Annotated in this window: 17 protein-coding genes; 7 read left to right on the top strand and 10 right to left on the bottom strand. The window is 56.2% G+C overall.

Going from position 1 to position 20,414, the window contains the following annotated elements:
* Positions 1–11: 11 nt before the first annotated feature.
* Positions 12–518 carry a hypothetical protein gene (locus HZB23_06425; GenBank protein MBI5844287.1) on the top strand — a complete coding sequence of 169 codons (507 nt, stop codon included), beginning with the start codon at positions 12–14 and terminating at the stop codon, positions 516–518.
* A 685-nt stretch (positions 519–1,203) separates the two neighbouring features.
* On the opposite strand, the gene HZB23_06420 is transcribed toward HZB23_06425, so the two are convergent.
* Together HZB23_06420 and rimO are read right to left on the bottom strand one after the other, a co-directional pair.
* A complete protein-coding gene (locus tag HZB23_06420; GenBank protein ID MBI5844286.1) occupies positions 1,204–2,184 on the bottom strand; it encodes a polyprenyl synthetase family protein in 981 nt (326 codons plus the stop codon).
* A complete protein-coding gene (gene rimO, locus HZB23_06415; protein ID MBI5844285.1) occupies positions 2,185–3,528 on the bottom strand; it encodes a 30S ribosomal protein S12 methylthiotransferase RimO in 1,344 nt (447 codons plus the stop codon).
* Positions 3,529–3,755: 227 nt separating this feature from the next.
* On the opposite strand from rimO, the gene HZB23_06410 reads away from it, so the two are divergent.
* Both HZB23_06410 and HZB23_06405 read left to right on the top strand, forming a co-directional pair.
* Positions 3,756–4,925 (top strand): 4Fe-4S binding protein, encoded by a 1,170-nt coding sequence (locus tag HZB23_06410; protein MBI5844284.1) that lies wholly within the window; start codon positions 3,756–3,758, stop codon positions 4,923–4,925.
* A gap of 192 nt (positions 4,926–5,117) precedes the next feature.
* Positions 5,118–6,131: a sigma-54-dependent Fis family transcriptional regulator gene (locus HZB23_06405; GenBank protein ID MBI5844283.1), complete on the top strand. Its 1,014-nt coding sequence runs from the start codon at positions 5,118–5,120 to the stop codon at positions 6,129–6,131.
* A 26-nt stretch (positions 6,132–6,157) separates the two neighbouring features.
* On the opposite strand, the gene HZB23_06400 is transcribed toward HZB23_06405, so the two are convergent.
* The gene (locus tag HZB23_06400) at positions 6,158–6,799 is read right to left on the bottom strand and encodes a threonylcarbamoyl-AMP synthase (protein ID MBI5844282.1); all 642 of its coding nucleotides are present in this window, start codon (positions 6,797–6,799) and stop codon (positions 6,158–6,160) included.
* Positions 6,792–8,564 (bottom strand): phosphoribosylamine--glycine ligase, encoded by a 1,773-nt coding sequence (purD, locus tag HZB23_06395; protein ID MBI5844281.1) that lies wholly within the window; start codon positions 8,562–8,564, stop codon positions 6,792–6,794. The genes HZB23_06400 and purD overlap by 8 nt, the downstream gene beginning before the upstream one ends.
* A 323-nt stretch (positions 8,565–8,887) precedes the next feature.
* Here purD and HZB23_06390 point away from each other — a divergent pair, with 323 nt between their 5' ends.
* From HZB23_06390 to HZB23_06375, 4 genes are read left to right on the top strand one after another with little or no spacing between them, the layout of a single operon-like run.
* Positions 8,888–11,080, top strand: coding sequence for a tetratricopeptide repeat protein (locus tag HZB23_06390; protein ID MBI5844280.1), 2,193 nt, complete (start codon positions 8,888–8,890; stop codon positions 11,078–11,080).
* Complete coding sequence (locus tag HZB23_06385) at positions 11,077–11,874, top strand: methyltransferase domain-containing protein (protein ID MBI5844279.1); 798 nt, start codon at positions 11,077–11,079, stop codon at positions 11,872–11,874. The genes HZB23_06390 and HZB23_06385 overlap by 4 nt, the downstream gene beginning before the upstream one ends.
* A 44-nt stretch (positions 11,875–11,918) precedes the next feature.
* Positions 11,919–13,364 (top strand): glycosyltransferase, encoded by a 1,446-nt coding sequence (locus HZB23_06380; protein MBI5844278.1) that lies wholly within the window; start codon positions 11,919–11,921, stop codon positions 13,362–13,364.
* A gap of 5 nt (positions 13,365–13,369) precedes the next feature.
* On the top strand, positions 13,370–14,398 hold the full coding sequence (locus HZB23_06375; GenBank protein MBI5844277.1) for a GDP-L-fucose synthase: 1,029 nt from the start codon (positions 13,370–13,372) through the stop codon (positions 14,396–14,398).
* Positions 14,399–14,511: 113 nt separating this feature from the next.
* Here the strand turns inward: HZB23_06375 and HZB23_06370 are convergent, their stop codons facing one another.
* The 6 genes from HZB23_06370 to rnpA form a co-directional block, all read right to left on the bottom strand.
* Positions 14,512–15,189: a zinc ribbon domain-containing protein gene (locus HZB23_06370; protein ID MBI5844276.1), complete on the bottom strand. Its 678-nt coding sequence runs from the start codon at positions 15,187–15,189 to the stop codon at positions 14,512–14,514.
* A 275-nt stretch (positions 15,190–15,464) separates the two neighbouring features.
* Positions 15,465–16,841, bottom strand: a complete 1,377-nt coding sequence (gene mnmE, locus HZB23_06365; GenBank protein ID MBI5844275.1) for a tRNA uridine-5-carboxymethylaminomethyl(34) synthesis GTPase MnmE — start codon at positions 16,839–16,841, stop codon at positions 15,465–15,467.
* Positions 16,842–16,857: 16 nt separating this feature from the next.
* Complete coding sequence (locus HZB23_06360; GenBank protein ID MBI5844274.1) at positions 16,858–18,000, bottom strand: Jag N-terminal domain-containing protein; 1,143 nt, start codon at positions 17,998–18,000, stop codon at positions 16,858–16,860.
* Positions 18,001–18,013: 13 nt separating this feature from the next.
* A complete protein-coding gene (yidC, locus tag HZB23_06355) occupies positions 18,014–19,672 on the bottom strand; it encodes a membrane protein insertase YidC (protein ID MBI5844273.1) in 1,659 nt (552 codons plus the stop codon).
* Between the two features lie 177 nt (positions 19,673–19,849).
* On the bottom strand, positions 19,850–20,140 hold the full coding sequence (gene yidD / locus HZB23_06350; GenBank protein MBI5844272.1) for a membrane protein insertion efficiency factor YidD: 291 nt from the start codon (positions 20,138–20,140) through the stop codon (positions 19,850–19,852).
* Positions 20,055–20,408: a ribonuclease P protein component gene (rnpA, locus tag HZB23_06345; GenBank protein ID MBI5844271.1), complete on the bottom strand. Its 354-nt coding sequence runs from the start codon at positions 20,406–20,408 to the stop codon at positions 20,055–20,057. Before rnpA ends, yidD begins: the two co-directional genes overlap by 86 nt.
* Positions 20,409–20,414 lie beyond the last annotated feature (6 nt).

Genomic DNA, 20,414 nt, shown 5'->3' with positions numbered 1-20,414 from the left:
ATCGGATGTAAATGACAATTCTGCGGAATATATTGGCCTGCATTTTAACTGCAATTACTGTATTGATTTTATTATTCTATCTCTTTTACAAGTGGCCTGTTTTGCTTAACTATAAACTTGAAAAATATGGAATCCCAACAGTCGATTCTTATGAAAAATTTATAGCATATAGCAGTGGTGGATTTTTTTCCAAATGGATGTTTGCAGCTATTAAGGTAAATAATAATCAGATGAACAACTACAAAAATAAAATTTTTAACGATGGGGCTGTACATAATAAAATTGGAAATAACGAAATAAAAATATTATCCAAGGATGATATGATCAAAGTCAATTCATATGACTATCGTAAAATTAGATTCAAACAAGAAGTAAATGGAAAATATCTTGAATGGTGGGATATTGATAAAATAACAGCTGGCGATTTATATGAAAAGGAATTATCAGATGAATGCCGATACAAAATATATTTTTCTCCACAGCAAGGCAAAATTTATATTTATTGGTCTTATAGTTAGGTTTGTTTAATGAGTTAACAATCATAATAGGTGACTATAAATGAAAAATACAATAATTGAGCATATTTTTCCAATTAAATTTTTGTATACTTATGCCGAAAAAAATAAATTGTTGACGTACATAATTCTTATTATTTCATTAGCTTTTTCAATATATAGGGGACATGCTTTTATAGAGATTAGTAATCCATATGGCATCATTAATTTTTTTGATAGTTGGCATGGAATAACAAAAATGATATTTGCTACTTTTATAGTTTTTTATTACTCATCTTTCGGACATTGCATTTGGTTAATTGCGATAAATATAGTTTATTTATTTCTAATATATTCGTTCTCAGGTATAAAAAACAATATAAACTTCATAAATTTCATTTTCCCTTTCTTATCTTTGTGTTATTTTTCTGCTGTCTTATGGGGATTAACTTTCGTATTATTAATATTTTCAATTAATCTACCACGTTTTATAGCAATATCAATATGTTTTTACTGGCTCATATCATATTGCCTTATTTTAATATGGAAATATGATGTACCAAAAAAACGTAGCGTTACCATTGTTTTTTTGCCATTTATTGGTCTTTTTTTGTTTGGAGGATATCCGATAATTGCACCTTACCTTTGTTACATGTAAAAGAATCGCATCAGATCACATGATATGAGTGCCTATGGCCTGTTTTTTTCATCAGCTTTTTCTCTCCACCGAGTAATCAGCCAGAAGCGATAAAAGCCTTGTTCCGTCGTTGTCGGGAAAACCGGCAAGAAGCTCCTTGGCCTTTTCCGCGTGTTTCCGGGCCGACAGAAGGGTGTAATCAAGGCCCCCGTGGCGCTTCACCGCAGAAAGCACGAGCCCGAACTCGTCATCCGAAAAGCCGCCCTGCCCTATTATGCGTATGATTTCATCGCGTTCGGACGTCTCGGCCTTTTCCAGGGCGTATATGAGAGGCAGGGTCAGCTTGCCCTCCCTAAGGTCCGTTCCCACTGGCTTTCCGGTAGACTTCGTGTCTCCAGTGTAATCGAGAAGGTCGTCGGCCATCTGGAATGCGATTCCAAGGTTTATTCCGAAATTCCAGAGGTTTTTCACCCGCGCCCCGTCCGCCCCGGCGAAAAGCCCGCCCACCTTGCAGGCTGCCGCCAGAAGCACGGCGGTCTTGCGCTCGATGGTATCCAGGTAGTCGGCCTCGGTGCGTTTGACGTCGCCTTTGCCCACAAGCTGCATAATCTCGCCTTCGCTCATTATGCCCGTTATGTCGGTGATGGTCTGGATTATGGGCAGAACCCCGGTTTCGGTTGCAATGGAGCAGGTGCGGGCCAGCAGGAAATCGCCCACCAGAACAGTGACTGCCGCCCCGTGCAGGGTGTGTGCGGCAGGCTTGCCCCGGCGAAGGGCCGAGTCGTCCACAACGTCGTCGTGAAGGAGGCTCGCCGCGTGAAGGTACTCGAAAACCGTTGAAAGCCGCACCGCTTCCGGGCCGCCCGATCCGCAGGCTTTGGCCGCAAGCACCATAAGAAGCGGCCTCATGCGCTTTCCGCCCGCAAAGAGGATGTGATGGGCCACCGTGCGGCAAAGATCGAGATATGGGTTCAAATTGTCGGCCAGGGCCTTTTCTATGGCGGCAAGATCCGCCGCCGCGCCCGTAAGAATCCGTTCCTTAAGCGGTTTCATCTATTCCTCGCAATGAGCGTAAAGATCGTATGTTTCGGCCCGCGCAACCCTTGCCCTGACCACCGAACCCACGGGCTTCTGGTTTCCCGAAAGAAAGACCAGCCCGTCCACGTCCGGGGCCTGGAATCTTGTGCGGCCAAGCACGGGAAAATCCGGGTCATCGGACGCCCCGGTGACCAGCACCTCGATGGATTTATCCAGGTGCGCCAGGTTGTGCTCAGCCGAGATGTCAGCCTGGATTTCCATCAGGTCCTCCCGGCGCTTCCGGGCGGTTTTGGGGGTGACGTGGGCCGGAAGGCCGTGGGAGGCAAGGTCCGTGTCGTCCGAGTAGGTGAAGACACCGAGATGATTGAATTTCACCTCCTGAACGAGCCGCACGAGCTCCAGGAAATCCTTCCTGGTCTCGCCCGGAAAGCCCACGAGAATGGTGGTTCTAAGGGCAGCCTGGGGGATTTTCTTCCTGATCCGGTGAAAAAGCTCCTCCGCGTCTTTGCCCGCGTGCCGACGGCCCATGCGTTTCAGGACCGCGTCGCTTGCGTGCTGAACCGGAATGTCGAAGTACTTCATTATGTTGTCGAGGGACGCCACCACGTCTGTCAATTCGTCGGTGACGCGCAGGGGATGGGCGTAGAGAAAGCGTATCCAGGATTTCGGGCAGGCGCTGGCGACCTTTTCCAGGAGCCGGGCGAGGTTGTGGCCGGGGCCGAGGTCCAGGCCGTAGGCGGTGGTCTCCTGGGCCGCTAAAACGATCTCCGCCGCGCCCTCTTCCGCCAGCCTCCGGCACTCGTCCACCACGTCCCGTTCGGGTCGGCTTTTGAGCGGCCCCTTGAGCTTGGGGATTATGCAGAAGGTGCAGTGCTCCGGGCAGCCTTCGGAGATTTTGACGTAGGCCGTGGGAAGGGTGGTGAGAAGCCTTGGGTCGCCGGGCCTTGGGGCCGCGCGCAAAAATGGGTCCGGCGTGGAAAATTTATCCGGGGCCGGGTCGCTTAGGGCCGCCGTGATTTTATCGAGCGCGCCTGTTCCCAGGAAAACGTCCACCTCCGGGATGGACCGGGCCAACTCTTTGCCGTAGCGCTCCACCAGGCAGCCCGCCACCACCATGCGCCTGCACGCCCCGGCTGTCCTGTGGATGGCCAGGGTCAGCACGGCCTCTATGGATTCCTCCACCGCGTCCCTGATGAAGCCGCAGGTGTTCACCACGATGAACCGGGCTTTTTGCGGCTCTTCGGCGATAATGTACCCGGCCTTTTTCAGCGCCCCCAGTACGGACTCGCTGTCCGCAAGGTTTCTGGCGCAACCAAGGGACAGGAGGTAAACGCTTTTTTCGTCGATTTTCCGGCTCACCCGGCCCTTCCTCTTTCCGTAAAAGTTTTCCCGTCCACCTCTTAACAGCATCGGGGCCTTGGTACAAGTGTCAGCTTGGGTGTTGCCATTTTTGAAAGTTTGAAATATGTTTTTTCCATCTGTCCCGGCAAATGAAGATTTTAGCAGCCTTTTCGGGGTGTTCCCCCTGGCGCTGCGGCGCTTCACATCCGTTTGGGCGGTTTTTTTACGAAAGGAAAAAAACTTAAATGAACGCTTCCCGCAAGGGCAGGCTTCGCAGGCTCGCCCGGCTAATGAACAAGCAAAACGAGATACCCCTGCCGGTCCTTCCCCAGCTTCTGGACTGTTTCGATCTGGTGATAACAGACCCGGAAGCCGATTTCATGATAAAAATGGGAACCAAAACGCATACTTATAAGGAGCTTGCCGAACTTTGGGGCGCGGACGGGGATTCGTTCGTCTCCTTTCTGGACACCCTGTGCAAAAAAGGCCTGGTTTGGTTCAAGGATGACGGGGCGGGACGCCGCACCTATACGCTGGCACCCATCCTGGTGGGATGGTTCGAGCTTACCCTGGCCAGGGCCAGGGAGACACCGGAGGAAATCGAGTTCGCAAAAAGGCTCGACGCACTTTTTTCCGCCTTCAAAAAACTCAACATCTTCCCAATTCGCGGGGCGACAAATCTTTTCGTGCGAATGGGCACAAGGCCCTTTCAGAGCATAGCCCCGGTTTTGCCCAAAAAGGCAAAGGGCGCAAAAAAGGAAGTGGTGGCGGTCAACCAGAGCCTTTCTGTGCCTCCCGAAAAAATCTATCCTTCCAGCATGGTTTTTGACATAATCCAGAAAAGCGGCGCAGAAAACGCCCTGGGCGTTATGCACTGCTTCTGCCGCCAGTGGCGCAAGATGGTGGGCGAGCCCTGCCGGTTCAAGATGCCCGTGGAGGCATGCATAGTTCTGGGGGATTTCGCACGCTTCACCTCGGAAATGGGCATCGCCAGGGCCATAACAGTGGACGAGGCCTGCGACATCGTGGCAAAGGTGCAGAAGGCGGGCGGGGTTCACCAGGTCTTCCATGAAAAGGACGACACCCGTTTCGAGAGGGTGGCCATCTGCAACTGTTGCTGGGACTGCTGCGGCGTGATAGGCTCCCACAACAGGGGCGTGATTCCGCTTCATTTCCAGTGCTACGCAAAGGCCGTAGTGGATGAAAGCCTTTGCACCGGCTGCGGGGTGTGCGAAAAATTCTGCCCTTCCGAGGCCATGAAAGTCACGGGCGAAAAGGCGAATCTGACCGAAGCCCTTTGCATAGGCTGCGGCCAGTGCGCGGCCAAGTGCCCAGCCGGGGCCGCAAGCATGGAGGCCTGCGAAAGGCAGGTGATGCTGCCCCTTAGGAGTGTCAGCCAGGTCAGAATCCCGTAACAGGCTGCCCTAAAACGCGATCCGCAGTGTTGCGCATCACCTCCCGGCTCGGTCACGTACAAAAGCGTACGCTCCGTCGCCGCTCGCTCGCGCGCCTTGCGGCTCATCGTTTTTCGACAGCCTGTCCAATTGGAGTTTTTCAACTGGCTTATAACGACGCGGCCACGAAACATTTCACGGATCATAATCGACATGGATACGCATAACCCACTCACGCAGGCGGGAAAAACCCAGCCGGACGACAGCGGCGAAGGCGTGCTCTGCGCCGCCGGACTTGACCGCCAAATCCTAGGCGCGAGCGATGCCACGCGGACAATGGTGTCGCGCATACTGAAGGCGGCCCCCTTAAACCAGCCGGTGCTCATAACCGGCGAGCCGGGAACCGGCAAGTCCCTGGCCGCCCGGGCCATTCATCACATGAGCCATCTTTCGGACCAGCCCTTCGTTGCGCTGGACTGCCTCGCCGTTCCCCAGAGCAGGCAGGTGAAAATCATCTTCGGGCAGGCGCGCCCCGACGGCGAGGTTGAAAAGGGGCTTTTGGAGAGGGCTGCCGGGGGCACGCTCTTTCTGGATGAGGTGGCCCGGCTTTCGGATGATTTCCAGGCAAGGCTTTTGCAGATGATAAGGGATCGGGTGTTCACCCCGGTGGGGGCAAGCGAGCCGGTGCCGGTCCGCACCCGGATAATCGCGTCCTCGTGCAGGGTTCCGGGGGTGGTTTCCGCCTTTCGCCTGGACGGGATGAACGAGGTTTTGGGCATAGTGCCCATCCACATTCCGCCCTTGCGTGAGCGGCTGTCGGACACGCCTGTGCTTTTCCGCCATTTTCTTGCCCAGGCGGCTTCCAGAAGGGGCCTTTCGCCGCCGGGGGTGACCCGTCAGGCCAACAGCATACTGGAAAGGCATTCCTGGCCGGGAAACGTCCGGGAGCTGATCCACGCCGCAGACTGGATAATGGCCATTCACCCCCAGGGGGACATAAGCGCTGAACGCCTTCCGGGATGGCTTGGAGCGGGGGCCGGGGACGAGGGCTTCCTTCTGCCGGGAAAACCCGTGGACCTTGAGGAGCTTGAGAAAAATTACATCAAGCACGTTCTGGACTTAACCGGCGGGGGCATCCAGAAGGCCGCGAAGGTGCTTGGGATCAACCGCAAGACCCTGTCGCTGAAGCTCAAAAAATACGGTCTTTCGGCCAGGGACACGGCCTGAAGGGCGGCAAGGGGATTTTTCGGGGGTCAAACATCGGCAGAAGCGAGGGCTTCGCCGATTCTTTGGCCGGACACCGCGCCGGGCCTTAACACGTCCACCCGGCTGCCGTTAACCGAAACCACCGTCGAGGCCTGGCCGGAAAGCAGCCCAGCGTCCATTATGAGGTCGGCGGCTTCGGCTATTTTAGGTGACAGATCATCAACCGAAGCCGGGGCCGGAGCATCTGCGATATTGGCCGAGGTTCCGGTGACCGCCCCGCCAAAGGCGGCCACAAGGGCGCGGGCCACCGGGTGCCCGGCGGCCCTTATCCCTATGGTTCCGGTTTTCGCGCAAAGAATTTCCGGCACTTTTTCCGAGGCGGGAAGCGCTATGGTGAGCCTGCCCGGCCAGAAGGCTCTCATCAGCCTTAGGGCGGCGTCGGGGACCTCGCTCACAAGCCCCTGTGCGTCGGGAATCCCCCTCACCAGCACCAGCACAGGCTTTTCCGGCGGCCTTCCCTTGGCCGCAAAAACCCGCTCCACCGCCTTTGGGTTCATGGCGTCCGCCCCAAGCCCGTAAAGGCCAAGGGTCGGGAAGACCACGAGCCCGCCTGAAGCGAGAATCCCCGCCGCCCTCCTGATTACTTCGGGATCGGGATCGAGGGGATCGATTTTGATCCTTTCAGCCATGGCGGAAAATTTTCGAGGCCTTTTTTTCCACCGCTTCGGCCATTTCCCTTTTTTCCTCCCTGAGCCGCCCGTGAAGGGCCGGGTCCGAAACCGCAAGAATCTGGGCCGCCAGAACACCTGCGTTCTTGGCCCCCATCTTTCCCACGGCGACAGTGGCGACCGGTATGCCCGGAGGCATCTGCACCGTGGCCAGAAGGGCGTCCAGGCCGTTTAGGGGGGTGGCGTCGATGGGAACGCCTATCACCGGAAGCGTGGTCTGGGCCGCAAGGGCCCCGGCCAGATGGGCCGCCGCGCCCGCGCCCGCCACGATGACCCTTATGCCCCGTGCCCGCGCGTTTTTGGCCAGATTGGCTGCCTTCTCCGGCGTGCGGTGGGCCGAGGCCACGGTCATTTCGTAATGAACGCCCAGTTTTTCGAGGGTCCTGGCGGTTTCCTCCATGACGGGAAGATCGGAATCGCTTCCCATAACTATTAGGACCCTTGGGAGGGCCGCAAGCCGCAGTATGGCCTTTTTCCCTATGTCCCTCCGGTAAAAAGCCCCGTCCCAGCCGATCTCGTCCACTGCCTCGTAAGCCCGGCTGACCGCCTGTTCTATGGTGTCGCCAAGGGCGGTCACTCCCAGCACCCTGCCCCCAGCGGTGACGGTTTTTCCGTCCTTAAGGGCTGTGCCCGAATGGAAAACCATCACGTCCTTCATGCGCCCGGCCTTGTCCAGGCCCGTTATCACCCTGCCCTTCTCGTATTTTTCCGGGTAGCCTCCGGCGGCCATTACCACGCAGGCCGAGGGCCTTGGGTCCACGTCCAGGAGGATTTCCTTCAGACGCCGCTCCGCCACCGCCTGCATGATCTCCACAAGGTCGGATTTGAGGCGCATCAGAAGCGGCTGGCATTCGGGATCGCCGAAACGGACGTTGAATTCCAGCACCCTGGCCGCGCCGTCCTTGATCATGAGGCCCGCGTAAAGCACGCCCTGGTAGGCTATGCCCTCGGCGGCCAGGGCTTTGACGGTGGGGATCATTATCCCGTCCATCACGTCCTGGAAAAGGGCCGGGTCCACAACGGGCGCTGGCGAGTAGGCCCCCATGCCGCCGGTGTTGGGGCCCATGTCGTTGTCGTAGGCGGCCTTGTGGTCCTGGGACGGCGGAAGGGGAAGCACGGTCTCGCCGTCGGTGAAGGCCAGAAACGAGGCCTCCTCGCCTTCCAGGAATTCCTCGATGACGCAGGAGGCCCCTGCCTGACCGAACCTGCGCTCCACCATTACTTGTGAAATCGCCTGCCTTGCTTCATCCATGGCGGAGCAGACCATTACCCCCTTGCCCGCCGCAAGGCCGTCGGCCTTTATGACAACCGGGGCCTCGATTTTTTCCAGGTGGGCGAAGGCTGCGTCCGGGTCGGTGAAAACAGCGGCGCGGGCGGTGGGGATGGAGTATTTTTCCATCAGGGCCTTGGCGAAGCTCTTGGAGCCCTCCAGGCGGGCCGCAGAGGCCGTGGGGCCGAAAACAGCCAGACCCTCTTTAATGAAACGGTCGGCGATTCCGGCTGTGAGGGCCGCTTCCGGGCCCACCACGGTTAAGTCCACGGAATTTTTTTTGGCAAAGGCCAAAAGCCCTTCCACGTCTTCGGAACTTATGGGCGCGCATTCGGCCAGTCTTGCTATTCCGGCGTTTCCCGGTGCGCAGAAGACCTTTTTCACCCTGGGGCTTTGGGAAATTTTCCACACCAGGGCGTGTTCGCGGCCACCGCCGCCCACCACGAGAATTTTCATGGGTGCTCCTCCGTAAAAGATGTCGCCTTGTGCATAATCGAAAATAAGCCTTGCGGCAACAGGAACGGTAAAAATTGTCGACGTTTTTCCATGTTCTTCCGTATAATGCCGTTCAGACAAACTTAGGGCCATGCGGACTCTTTCAAAACTCTTGCCTTAAGGCGCGGATTCGTATAGCCATTATTGAAAATCAGACAAAAATTCCCACGGCGGAAATCCGTTTAAAGCCGATCGCTTCGCCGTGAAAATCCATCCTGCGCCACTGTTTTCGGAAACCCTGTGCAATCTCTATCCATCACAATTATTTCGGGAGGTATCGCCACATGCGTCGAGGCCTGATCTTTTCGGTTGCCATCACCCTTATTCTGTTCGGGGTGTATTACCAGGTTTCCGACCACGGGTTTCTCGATTTTGATGACATGTCATACGTGGTGGAAAACCCGGCGGTCAACCAGGGGCTTACGGCCAAAGGCGCAGCCGATGCTTTCAGGGTCTCCCAGGCCCATTACTGGCATCCGGTCTCCACCCTGTCCCACGCCCTTGACGTTGAAATCTTCGGGATGAGGCCCGGATATCACCATCTGGTAAACGTCCTGTTTCATATCTATGTGGTTCTCTTGTGTTTCTGGATTTTTTTTCTGGCCACTGGAAAGTTTGGGGCGTCCGCCTTCGCGGCGGCCCTTCTGGCCCTTCATCCCATGAACGTGGAGTCCGTGGTCTGGCTTGCCGAGAGAAAGACCGCGCTTTCGGCCTTTTTCGGCCTTGCGGCCATGCTTTTGTATACCTTTTATGTAAAGCGGTCAAAGGCCTGGCTCTATGCCCTTATAGCCGCGTCCTTCGCTGTGGCCCTTCTGGCTAAGCCGGCCATAGCCCCTCTGGCCCTGGTGCTGCTTCTCATGGATTACTGGCCCTTCTACCGCGCTGGCGAGCGCGGGGCCGACGGCTCTCCCGGCTTTTCCTGGCCCGTGTTCAGCCGCCTTTTGGTGGAGAAAGTGCCGCTTCTGGTGATCGCGGCAATCGTAATCCTGGTGGTCAGAAACTCCATGGATCAGTTTCAAAACATCATTCCGGGCGCTGAAGACGCCGGACTTCGAGTATCGAACGCCCTGGTTTCATATCCCCGGTATTTGTTGAAGCTCCTCTGGCCGGACAACCTGGCCGCCTACTATCCCTGGCCCAAGTCCGTCCCCCTGTGGCAGGCCGCTGCGGCCCTTGTTTTTCTGATCGCGGTTACCGCCTTTGTTATCCGCTACGCCAAAAGGATGCCCTACCTTATCGTCGGCTGGCTCTGGTTTCTTGGCGGCATGATCCCGGTCATCGGCCTTGTGCAGGGCGGGCTGTGGCCTGCCTGGGCAGACCGCTTCGTCTATTTTCCGGCCATAGGGCTTTTTGTGGCTGTCTCCTTTTTCGTGGACGAACTTGCCGACAGGCGGGGAATGGACCGTTCGGTCCTCATGCCCTCAGGCGTTCTCGTGGCCCTTTGCCTTGCTGCGGTGACCTGGGTCCAGGTGGGTTTCTGGAAAAACGACTTCACCCTGTTTTCACGCGCAGCCGCCGTCACTGCGCAAAACAGCGTGGCGTTCACCAGCCTTGGAGGCGCTTACGCCGTAAGGGGAGATTTCGACAAGGCTCTTTATTATTTTGAGTCTGCGGTGAAGGCGAATCCCTATGATTCCTATGCTTATCGCAACATGGCCGACATTTTTTTCAAGCGGGGCGAATTTAAAAAAGCGGAGGAGCTTTACAGGAAAAGCCTTGCCATCAATCCCTCAGATCATCGCACCTACAAGAAGTACGCAAGGCTTTTAACGGAAACCAAAAGGCCGGACGAAGCCGTCGAAATGCTGAAGAAGGCTTTGACAATCAATCCCGGCGATTACGAGGCCGAAAGCAATCTGGGGCTTGTTTACCTTGCCAAGGAGGATACGGTTACGGCCATTGCGCATTTCGAAAGGAGCCTTGGCCTCAATCCAGGCTATTCCAAAGCAAAGGCCAACCTGGACAACGCCAGGACAGTTGAAAAAATCGGCAAGGCTGTTGCAGAAGTAAAAAAAGCCCTGGCCAAAAAGGGCGACGACCCCAAGCTCTTAAACTACCTTGGAGCCCTTTACGTCAACATGGGCAAGGCCCAATTGGCCCTGGAGCCGCTTTCAAAGGCATCGGTGCTTGATCCCGGCAACGCGGAAATCTGGTCCAATTTCGGGCTGGCCCTTCTCAGAACCAGCGCTTTTCCCAAGGCAAAGGAAGCCCTGGACACGGCATTGAGCCTCGATCCCAAAAACGTCGCAGTTCATTACAACATGGCCTGCCTTCACTCTGTGATGGGCAACGCGGACAAGGCTGCCGAGTGGATCGGAAAGGCAGTGGAACTTGGATTTTCCGACTGGAAGCTCATGGCCGTTGACCCCGATCTTGCAAACGCACGAAGGAACAAGGCGGTTCAAAGGCTTATCCTTGACCATTCCGGGCAAAAGGCGGAGCTTGAACCGTCGCCCGTGGCCGGTTCCACCCCATGAAGGGCGGACTTTCCTCAATATTGAGAAAGGCCCTGGCCCTTCCGGGGGCTTCGGGGCTCGACCCCGACGCTCCCGAAACAACCCTCGCCCGGCGCGAAATAATAAGGGGCAAGGGCTTTCTTGAAAGGCTTTACCGTTTTTGGTACGAAGAAATCGCAAGGCTTCTACCGGAAGGGCCGGGCCGGGTGCTGGAGATCGGTTCAGGCGCGGGCTTTTTGGGCGAGGTCATTCCCGACGCCATAACCAGCGAGGTCTTTCCGGTTCCAGGAATAAGCCTTCTGGCCGATGCCCAGGCCCTGCCCTTTCGGGCGCGGTCCCTGAAGGCCGTAGTCATGGCGGACGTTTTCCACCACATCCCGGACTGCGCCCGGTTCCTCGATTCTGCGGCGGGATGCGTACGCGAAGGCGGGGCGGTCATCATGATCGAGCCCTGGGTGACGCCCTTTTCCCGCCTGATTTACGGAAACTTCCATCACGAGCCCTTTGATCCTGATGCGCAGTCATGGGCCTTTCCGTCCTCCGGACCCTTGTCCGGGGCCAACGGCGCACTGCCCTGGATGGTGTTCCACCGTGACCGCGAGGAATTCATGAAGCGTTTTCCCTGCTGGCGGGTGGATTTTATAAAGCCAGACATGCCCTTTTCCTACCTTTTATCGGGCGGGGTTTCCATGCGTTCCCTGCTTCCGGGAGCGGCCTTTGCGCCGGTAAGGTCCATCGAGGGGCTCTTGAAGCCTTTCATGGATAAACTTGCGCTTTTTGCCGTAATAAGGCTTCGGCGCACGGATGCGGCCTAAGTCAGCCAATCAAAACCAACCTCACTTCACGGGTCGTGAATTTTATGGATAACGCGCGAAAAGAATACGTACGGGCAAGAATCGCACACTGGGACCGGGCGTCCGCCGCTTACGGAAAACCCGGCAGGATTGGGGCAGCCTATCACCGGATGCTGGCCAGGCATCTTTCCTTCATGATCCCGAAGGGGCTCAGGGTGTTGGAGCTTGGCTGCGGCCACGGCGACCTTCTGGCCTCCCTTTCACCCTCGGTTGGCGTGGGCTTGGATTTTTCCGGCAAGATGCTGGAGGAGGCAGGAAGGCGACACCCCCATCTCAGTTTCGTTCAGGCCGATGCCGCCGGGTTTTCCGCTTCTGAAAAATTCGACGTCATAATCCTTTCAGACCTTGTGAACGATCTTTGGGACGCACAGGAGGTGTTTTCCAGCCTGTCTTCCTGCTGTGGCCCGGACACTCGAATTTTTATCAATTTTTACAATAACTTATGGCGCATACCCCTGGGGATAGCCCGGCGTCTCGGCCTTGGGGCCGATGTGATGGAGCAGAACTGGTTTTCGCCCCATGATGTCATGAACCTTCTTTCGATTTCCGGCTTCGAGGTCTTAAAGCGCACATGGGGAATAATCATCCCCTTTGAAATTCCTCTGCTCTCCCGCCTTTTAAATCGCTGGCTGGTTCATTTCTGGCCCTTTTCCTGGCTCGCCCTCACCAATTTCATCGCCGCCCGGCCAAAGAGCGGGCTCGCCCCCGCCAATCAGGCAAATCCGGCCCCCATCGTGACGGTGGTGGTCCCCGCCCGCAACGAGGAGGGCAACATTACCAACATTCTTCCGCGAATTCCCCAGATGGGCGGAGGAACCGAGGTTATTTTCGTGGAGGGAAACTCCACCGACAAGACCTGGGAGGCCATTCAAAAGGTGGTTGCCGATAACCCGGAAAAGATGGTTTCCGCCTACCAGCAGCCGGGCAAGGGAAAGGGCGACGCAGTGCGCCTGGGATTTTCAAAGGCCAGGGGCGATGTCTTCATGATACTGGACGCGGACCTCACCATGCCGCCCGAATACCTTCCAAGGTTTTACGACGCGCTGGTTTCCGGCAAGGGGGAGTTCATCAACGGGGTTCGTCTGGTCTATCCCATGGAAGACGGCTCCATGCGTTTCATGAACATGCTTGGCAACAAGTTTTTCAGCATGGCCTTCACCTGGCTTCTTGGCCAGCCCATAAAAGACACCCTTTGCGGCACCAAGGTTTTGAACCGGAACAATTACGAGGCCATCTGCCGCAACCGGCACTATTTCGGGGATTTCGACCCCTTCGGGGATTTCGACCTCCTTTTCGGTGCGGCCCGCCTCAACCTTAAGATCGTGGAGATTCCCATCCGCTACAGGTTCCGAACCTACGGGGAAACCAACATAGACAGGTGGCGGCAGGGCTTCGCGCTTCTCAAAATGGCGGCCTTCGCCGCAAGCCGTTTGAAGTTTCTGAAGGTGTGACTTAAATGGAAAAATCCGCCCGCATTTTTCTTGCAGGACACCTCGGCATGGTGGGCTCGGCGATCCTGCGCCGCCTTACCGCCCTTGGCCATGCCAACGTCATAACCCGGAACAGGCGTCAACTGAACCTTACCAGGCAGGCCGACGTGGAGGACTTTTTCAGGTCCGAAAGGCCCACCCACGTTTTTTTGGCAGCAGCCAGGGTGGGCGGCATAAAGGCGAACAATGACTTTCCCGCCGATTTCATAAGGGACAATCTTCTGATTCAGACCAACGTAATCGACGCGGCCCACAGGTTTGGCGCGGAGAAACTGCTTTTTCTGGGATCGAGCTGCATCTACCCAAGGCTCTGCCCACAGCCCATAAAAGAGGAGTATTTATTATCCGGCGGGCTTGAGCCCACAAATCAGTGGTACGCGGTGGCTAAGATCGCCGGGATCAAGCTCTGCCAGGCCCTTCGACGCCAGCACGGTTTCCGGGCCATAAGCCTTCTGCCCACCAATCTTTACGGCCTGGAGGACAACTTCGACCTTCTTTCAAGCCACCTTCTTCCCGCCCTCATCCGTAAGGCCCACCTCGCCCGGCTTTCCCAGGAATGTGATTTTGAGGCCATTTTCAGGGACGAGGCATGTTTCGGCCCCATCCCGGATAACTTCCGGGAGATTCTTTTAAAGGGCCGCCCGGTGCTGCCCGTCTGGGGTGACGGCTCCCCTCGCCGGGAATTTCTTCACGTGGATGACCTCGCGGATGCGTGCGTTTTCTTAATGGACAATTACGATTCCGAGGAGCCCTTAAACGTGGGGACCGGCAAGGACGAGACCGTGCTGGAACTCGCCCGGAGGATTGCTGGCATTGTCGGGTTTTCGGGAGAGATTGCGCTTTTACCGGAACTTCCGGGAGGAACGCCTAAAAAGCAGTTAGACGTTTCGCGCATTTCGGCTCTTGGCTGGTTTCCCCAAATCGCCCTGAACAGGGGAATAGCTGACACCTACGAATGGTACCGCAAGAGGCTTTCGCAATTTGTCTTTTCCTGAGAAACACACACGGGCTTTTTTTCCTCGAATAAGCAAAAAGGGCTGTGAGGGTTTTCCTAACCCCCACAGCCCTTTTTGTTCAATCCGCCTGCAGAAACCGCCCGATATCTGTGTCAGGCCCCGGCGACTTCCCTATTGCAGTGCTTGCAGACATTCGCCCTTGTCTTAATGACTTCGGCGCAGAACGGGCACTCCCTGGTGAAGGTCCGCTCGTGGATGAGGAAAACTGCATCCTTTATTGCCTGACCAAGAATGGCGTTTCCCACCTTCAGGTTTTTCATGGGTTCAATGCTTTCCACCACCCCGAAATCCCCCATCATCTGGGCGGCCTTCAACCGCACCCGCGCGGGCCTTACCGAGTCCAGCAGAATCTGCAGTATCTTTTCGTGGTCCTTTCCACCGAAGTATTCAGCAAGCTCAAGAAAGCCCTTCTTGATTTCATCTTCCAGAGCCTTTTGTTGGTCCATCAACTCCTTTTCCATTATCTGGCCCTTGCCGCCGTCTTTACCGAAAACAGGCATGTACTCAACCTGCGTGGTACCGGGATACATGAGGCAGCGGGTGGAAGCCGTGTGCGCGTACTTTTCCTTTATCTCGTCCCATCCCTGGCAGAAGGGCGGGCACTCATCGTTGAAGCAGACATAAAGATAGGGTACGCCCCAGCCAAGTCCGTCCGAATAATTGATTGGCGGCACCTCGTAGAGGCTCATTACCTGCCCGCAATGGGGACAAACCGGCTTTTCGGCTGTTAAAAGCTCTTCCAACACTTCGTCACGGGTCTGGATAGACATTATTCCTCCTGCAGGAAATCTTTATATGATCGGGACAAAAAGGCCTGATTCAGACCCCCGCCCTGGCTATATCCGCAAATTTGATCCCTATTGGCGCAATTGCAGACTTATTAAAGTAAGGTTTTATCAGGTTATGTCGATCCCGGCTTTCCAAATGTTCCACGTGGAACATTCGGAGATGCACGCTGCGCATTTTTAAAAAGGTAGGGTGTTGATTCTGGAAATGATGTTCCACGTGGAACATTTATAGACGAAGCCGGGAGGGGAAGGGTGAGTTACTTTCCTATGCAGAAGCGGGAAAAAATGGCATCCAGGATATCCGGGGTCGCGGTTTCGCCCGTGATCATTCCAAGGGTCAGAAGGGCGGCTTCAATATCCGTCGAAAGGAGATCAGGCAGAAATTGGACTCGCGCCTCTGAAATAGCAAAGGAAAGAGCGTCAACGGCCCGCTCCAACAAAACCCTTTGGCGCAGGTTGGGCAGCCCCTGGGAAAGATCGATGGAGGATTCGGCGTCAACGGAATTCCACAAGGCCCCGGCGAGCTCGTCAAGGCCGCTCCCGGCAAGGGCGCTTACCCGGACAACCGGATGCGAATCGTGAGTCGATGGGAAGGGCTTTGCAAGGGGGGAACCAAGAAGGTCCGACTTGTTGGCTGCTATAACCAGCCTGCGGCCTTCAAGCTGGCCAAGAATGGCGAGGTCCTCTTCGACAAAAGGCTGGTTGGCCTCGATCACGAGAATTATCACGTCTGCCCGGTCAAGAGCCAGGCGGGTGCGTTCGATGCCAAGGCTTTCGACGGGTTCGGCGTCGGCGCGGATGCCTGCCGTGTCCCACAGGATTGCATGCCTCCCGGCAATGAAGGTTTCCTCTGATATGCTGTCGCGGGTGGTGCCCGGAAGATTGGAGACTATGGCCCGGTCCCTGCCAAGAAGGCGGTTGAGCAGGCTGGATTTTCCAACGTTTGGTCTTCCCACGATGACGACGTTCATGCCGCGCCGGGCTATCTCGTTTTTCCGGGAAAGTTCGACAAGATTTTCAATCGGCTTTCTGACTTCGGATTCCAGGCGTGAAAGTATATCGGAAGATGATGGTTCGGCGATCTCGTCCGGGAAATCGAAGGAGCCGATAAGCAGGCAAAGGATGTCTTCCAGTGAAGTCCTTATGGCGGAAAGTGCGCATGAAAAGGCCCCTGAAAGCTGCGCCGCTGCGGCCTTTACCTGGAAAGTGGTGCGAGCCTGGGTCAGTTCCCATACTGCCTCGGCCTGGGAGAGGTCCATGCGTCCGTTGCGGAAGGCCCGCCTGGTGAATTCGCCGGGCTCGGCCAGCCGGGCTCCCTGGCCGAGAATAAGGCCGACAAGGGCGGAGATCACGCCTGATCCGCCGTGGGCCTGGATTTCCACAACATCCTCGCCGGTGTATGAGAAGGGGCCGGGCATGTAAACCGCCAGAACCTCGTCATAGACCTCAAGTGTTGCGGGATCGGCTACGCGCCCAAGAATCATGCGCCTGGGTTTGAGACTTGCCCTGGGGTTTTTGGGGCGAAAGATGCAGGAGACGAAAAAGAGGGAATCCGGGCCGGAAATTCGTATTATGCCGATCCCCCCCATTCCTGGGGGGGTGGCCGGGGCTGCGATGGTGTCGCTTAAAATCATGGCGGCTTAAGACCGGTCAGGCGTCGGCCTTGGGATCCTCCGTCTTGCGCGGACCGATGATGAGTTTTCTCAGTTCGCCGGAACCCTTGCTCTGGGTGCGCAAAAGAGGGTCATCCTTGAGAGCGAGATGAATAATGCGCCGTTCGTTGGCGGGCATGGGCGAAAAACTTGCAGCGCGCCCGGACTTCTTCACCTTTTCGCCGAGGCGAAGGGCCAACTTCACAAGGTTTTCCTCACGCCTTGCAAGGTAGTCCCCGGCATCGACCCTGATCCGTATCTTGGGCCTTCTGTCCTTGTTGAGCATGGCTTCAAGCACGTGCTGTACGGCATCCAGGGTCTGGCCTTTGCGCCCGATGAGGTTGGCCGCGTCGGGCCCATCCACCCTGACAAGGATTTCGTGGCCCGAAACGTGGGATGTGCTGACCGACGGCTCGTCCATGAGCGCCTGGGAAAGCCGGGTCATGATCTCCCCGGCATGGCCAAGAACCTGCTCCAGGACTAAGGGATCAAGGGGTGTCTGGGATTCGCCGGGAAAGTCCTGGTCATCGGAGGAAGCCTTGGGCGCAGCCCCGGATTTTGCCGCATCTGGAGAATCTGGTGCGGGGGCGCGCTGCTTTTTCTGCTGGCGTGACGCCGGGCTGGCGCTAATGGCCTCGGATGTGGAAACTCCTGCTTCAGCGGCCTTTTTTGCCGCCGAGTCGCGCTTTCTTTTCCGGCTCGATCTGGATGGGCGGGCCTTTTCGGCTTTTTCGGGTTCCTGTGGGGGCTCTTCCTTTTTGGAAGGGGAAGATGTCTTTTCGGGCCAGGGCTCCATGGAAGCCTTGTCAGCCCTTCCCTTTCCCGAAGCCGCCTTTGGGGGCTTCGGTTTCTGGCCCCGCCTTCCCTTTTGTTCGGGAGCGACGGGCTTGGCTTCTTCGGATGCCTCTGCGGAAGAAGACGCCGCGGAAGAGGGTTCGGCTTTGGCGGCGGGCCTTGGGGCTGGCTCGTCGTCGGTCTTCACCCTGATTTTTGCCTTGCGGACCTTGGCGAGCCCGAAAATACCCGTGGAGCCGTGTGACAACACGTCGTAGCGAAGACTCTTTCTGGGAATGCCCAGTTCGATGCAGGCCTTTTCAACAGCCTCCGCCTCGGTCTTTCCGTCGAATTCCCGGTATGCCATTTCGGGCGCCTCCCTAGGAATACTTTTTCTGGATGTAATACTGCTGCCCAATGGAAAGGACGTTGTTCACAAGCCAGTAAAGAACCAGGCCGGAGGGCAGGTTTATGAAAATGAACGTGAACACTATGGGCAGGGCCATCATCATCTTGGCCTGCATGGGGTCGCCGGGCGGCGGAGACATCTTTTGCTGAAGGAACATGGTGACGCCCATGACCAGGGTGAGCACCGGTATTCCCGAAGGCTCCACAAAGGGGACGTTCAAGGACTGCATGAGGCGGTCAGGCGCGGAAAGGTCGTTGACCCACCCCCAAAAGGGCGCGTGCCTAAGCTCTATCGCTCCCGAAAGCATCCGCCAGAGCGCGAAGAAAACCGGTATCTGGAGCAGGATGGGGAGGCAGCCGCTCATCGGGTTGACCTTGTAGGTCCGGTAAAGAGCGAACACCTCCTCGTTCATGCGCTTCTTGTCATCCTTGTATTTTTCCCTTATCTCCTGCATGAGCGGCGTGAGCTTCTTCATTTCCGCCATGGACTTGTAGCTCTTGTTGGAGAGCGGCCAGAACAGGAGTTTGATGATCAGGGTGATGAGCATTATGGCGATGCCGTAATTGGGGATGAACCTGTACGTGAAGTCCAGGAGATAAAGAAGGGGCCGGGCTATGAAAGACCATATTCCGAAGGACAGGGCCCGGTGGAATTTGCCGCCCGCCGCCTTCAGGGTATCGGTGCTCTTGGGCCCCATGTAAATCCTGTGGGAATATTTCCGGGTGGCCTCAACCGGTATGTTGGCCTTGGGATTGACGTATCTTACGCTTACCAGACTCAGTTTGCCCGGTCCGGGTTCGGCGGAGAATACTGTAGAGCCTTCCTGGGCAAGGGTGGGAGCCACTGCGGAAAGGAAGTAGCGGTCGGTGAGGCCGCTCCAGAAGACGCTGCCGGTCTTGGTGGCCGGGCCGTTTTTCATGAGCTTGGCGGCCTTGACCTCCTCAAGCGCCCCCTTCACCAGGGCCAGTGGACCCTCAAATCCGTAATTGGAAGGCTGGCCCATGTAGGACTTGATTTCCACGGAAAGGCTGTCCGAAACCGGAACATTGGAGCGGTTGGTTACGGATACGTCGAGATCGATGACGTAGTTTTCGGGATGGAAGGTATAGCGCTTTTCAAAGGCCACGCCTGCGGGCGAAACCCACGAAAGGACTAAAGCTGCGGGCTTGTCGGTTACCGTAAGCCGGTCCGGGGCCTGGGATGTGAAAATCGCCGAGCTGAGTTCGGGAACGCTTCCGTCCTCGAATTTCGTGTTTAGGATCGATTCTCCTTCGGGAAGGTGCGTCATCGCCTTGTAGGCGGAATCGGTCTTTATGGATTCCCTGAATTTCTTGAGGGTCAATTCTTTAAGCTTTCCGCCTGCCTGGGAAAAACGGGCGGTGTACAGGGGAGCTTCAACGACGAAGGTGCGGCCGGGCTGAACAGGGGCGGCGGAAGTGGCTACCGCCGTTGTTGGCGTGATCGCACTGGCCGTGGACGACGCCTTTATTGCTGCGGACGTTGCTTTGGCCTCCAGGGTGGCGGTCTTTCCGGGCGGGGGAACCGTGGGCTTTGGAACGAAAAAGTAAGCCCATGCCAGGTAAAGCACAAAACACAGCACTATGGCTGCTATGAAACGGACCTGTTCCATCCCCTTCTACTCCTTGTCGACTCCATCACCCCGACGGACTTGAAAAAAACGGATTCATGTTTTTCAAGCCCCAAGGCGCGTGTGAATGTTGAGTGAACGAATCGGAGCGCATCATTATATCTGCGCCCCATTCGCCGTTCCGGTGTGGCCTGGAAAATACGTCGGCCATTCCGGATGTCAGGGCACGGGGTCAAAGCCTCCTGGGTTGAAAGGATGGCACTTGAGAACCCGGCGGACCGCCAGATACAGCCCCTTGAAGGCTCCGTGGCGCTGGATGGCCAAAATAGCGTATTCGGAACACGATGGATGGAAACGGCACACAGGCCCGATGAGGGGGGAGATGACGGCCTGGTAGAGACGGATGGAAGAGACCATGAGCCTTTCAAGAGGACGCAAGTTTCTCCACGCGGCTGAAAAGCGCTTCCAAAGATGAAAAAAGTGCCCCGTTGTCAGCGAGTTTTGCGCCATTTTTGGCTATCACGTTGATATCATAAGGAGACTTGAACACCTGCCTGTTAAGGCGGAAATGTTCCCTGACCAGGCGCTTTATTCTGGTGCGAACGACGGCGCATCCCACCCTTCGGGTTACGGTCACACCCAGTCGAGAATCCGGGCCGGTGCCTGGCAACATCACCGAGAAAAAATGGGTGCTGTCGCAGCGAGTTCCAAGGCGGGTGAGCCGGACAAACTCAGCCCGCTTGGTTAGCCGGTGCCGTTTTTTGAAGGTGGCGCCCATGCGCGG

The organism is Deltaproteobacteria bacterium, from assembly GCA_016235345.1.
Classification (GTDB): domain Bacteria; phylum Desulfobacterota; class Desulfobacteria; order Desulfobacterales; family Desulfatibacillaceae; genus JACRLG01.
This window is presented reverse-complemented; position numbering and strand designations above follow the sequence as displayed.

What these genes read in the sequence shown, in the direction of transcription:
- HZB23_06425 (MBI5844287.1), top strand. Translation starts at nt 12, where the DNA reads ATGACAATTCTGCGGAATATATTGGCCTGCATTTTAACTGCAATTACT.
- HZB23_06420 (MBI5844286.1), bottom strand. Translation starts at nt 2,184, where the DNA reads ATGAAACCGCTTAAGGAACGGATTCTTACGGGCGCGGCGGCGGATCTT.
- HZB23_06410 (MBI5844284.1), top strand. Translation starts at nt 3,756, where the DNA reads ATGAACGCTTCCCGCAAGGGCAGGCTTCGCAGGCTCGCCCGGCTAATG.
- HZB23_06405 (MBI5844283.1), top strand. Translation starts at nt 5,118, where the DNA reads ATGGATACGCATAACCCACTCACGCAGGCGGGAAAAACCCAGCCGGAC.
- HZB23_06400 (MBI5844282.1), bottom strand. Translation starts at nt 6,799, where the DNA reads ATGGCTGAAAGGATCAAAATCGATCCCCTCGATCCCGATCCCGAAGTA.
- purD (MBI5844281.1), bottom strand. Translation starts at nt 8,564, where the DNA reads ATGAAAATTCTCGTGGTGGGCGGCGGTGGCCGCGAACACGCCCTGGTG.
- HZB23_06390 (MBI5844280.1), top strand. Translation starts at nt 8,888, where the DNA reads ATGCGTCGAGGCCTGATCTTTTCGGTTGCCATCACCCTTATTCTGTTC.
- HZB23_06385 (MBI5844279.1), top strand. Translation starts at nt 11,077, where the DNA reads ATGAAGGGCGGACTTTCCTCAATATTGAGAAAGGCCCTGGCCCTTCCG.
- HZB23_06380 (MBI5844278.1), top strand. Translation starts at nt 11,919, where the DNA reads ATGGATAACGCGCGAAAAGAATACGTACGGGCAAGAATCGCACACTGG.
- HZB23_06375 (MBI5844277.1), top strand. Translation starts at nt 13,370, where the DNA reads ATGGAAAAATCCGCCCGCATTTTTCTTGCAGGACACCTCGGCATGGTG.
- HZB23_06370 (MBI5844276.1), bottom strand. Translation starts at nt 15,189, where the DNA reads ATGTCTATCCAGACCCGTGACGAAGTGTTGGAAGAGCTTTTAACAGCC.
- mnmE (MBI5844275.1), bottom strand. Translation starts at nt 16,841, where the DNA reads ATGATTTTAAGCGACACCATCGCAGCCCCGGCCACCCCCCCAGGAATG.
- HZB23_06360 (MBI5844274.1), bottom strand. Translation starts at nt 18,000, where the DNA reads ATGGCATACCGGGAATTCGACGGAAAGACCGAGGCGGAGGCTGTTGAA.
- yidC (MBI5844273.1), bottom strand. Translation starts at nt 19,672, where the DNA reads ATGGAACAGGTCCGTTTCATAGCAGCCATAGTGCTGTGTTTTGTGCTT.
- yidD (MBI5844272.1), bottom strand. Translation starts at nt 20,140, where the DNA reads ATGGCGCAAAACTCGCTGACAACGGGGCACTTTTTTCATCTTTGGAAG.
- rnpA (MBI5844271.1), bottom strand. Translation starts at nt 20,408, where the DNA reads ATGGGCGCCACCTTCAAAAAACGGCACCGGCTAACCAAGCGGGCTGAG.